Source organism: Chloroflexaceae bacterium (genome assembly GCA_025057155.1).
Lineage (GTDB): Bacteria > Chloroflexota > Chloroflexia > Chloroflexales > Chloroflexaceae > JACAEO01.
Map to the genome: position 1 here is coordinate 1 of JANWYD010000109.1, position 651 is coordinate 651.

At 66.1% G+C, this 651-nt stretch carries 1 protein-coding gene; it reads left to right on the forward strand.

The annotated features are described in order from the left end of the window. Nucleotides 1-651, forward strand: a 651-nt coding sequence (locus NZU74_20535) for a glucuronate isomerase (protein ID MCS6883715.1), incomplete at both ends; no start/stop codon positions are given.

Below are 651 nucleotides of genomic sequence, written 5' to 3' on the forward strand. Positions count from 1 at the left end.
CTACCATGCTACGGTCTCTCTCTCCCGACCGTTGTTTCAGCAGCGATCCGGCCCGGCGCGCATTAGCCCGCGCCTTGTATGAGCAGGTCAAAGCGTTGCCCCTCTTCTGCCCGCATGGTCACGTGCCGCCGTCATTACTGGCCGAACCAGCAGCGCAGTTTGGTTCGCCCGCCGAACTCTTCATTCTGCCCGATCACTACATCTTGCGTATGCTGGCTAGCCAAGGCGCCCCGCTGGAGCAGTTGGGCATCGCGCCGCGCGCTGGCGGCTGGCACGAGACCGATCACCGCGCGATCTGGCAACGCTTCGCCGCGCATTTCCACCTCTTTCGCGCCACGCCGACCGGCCTTTGGCTGGCGACCGTGTTGGTCGAGCTGTTTGGCGTAGACGAACGGCTCACCGCTGCTAACGCTCAGCGCATCTATGACCACCTGCAAGCCCGGCTGGCCGAGCCGGCTTTCACGCCGCGCGCGCTCTTCCGCCGCTTCCAGATCGAACTGCTGGCCACCACCGATGCCGCCACCGATCCGCTCGACCACCACCGCCGCCTCCACGCCGATGGCTTCCCGCAGGTGCGCCCCACCTTTCGCCCCGACGCGCTGTTGGCGCTTGATGCGCCCGGCTGGCGCGATACAATTAGCCGGCTAAGCA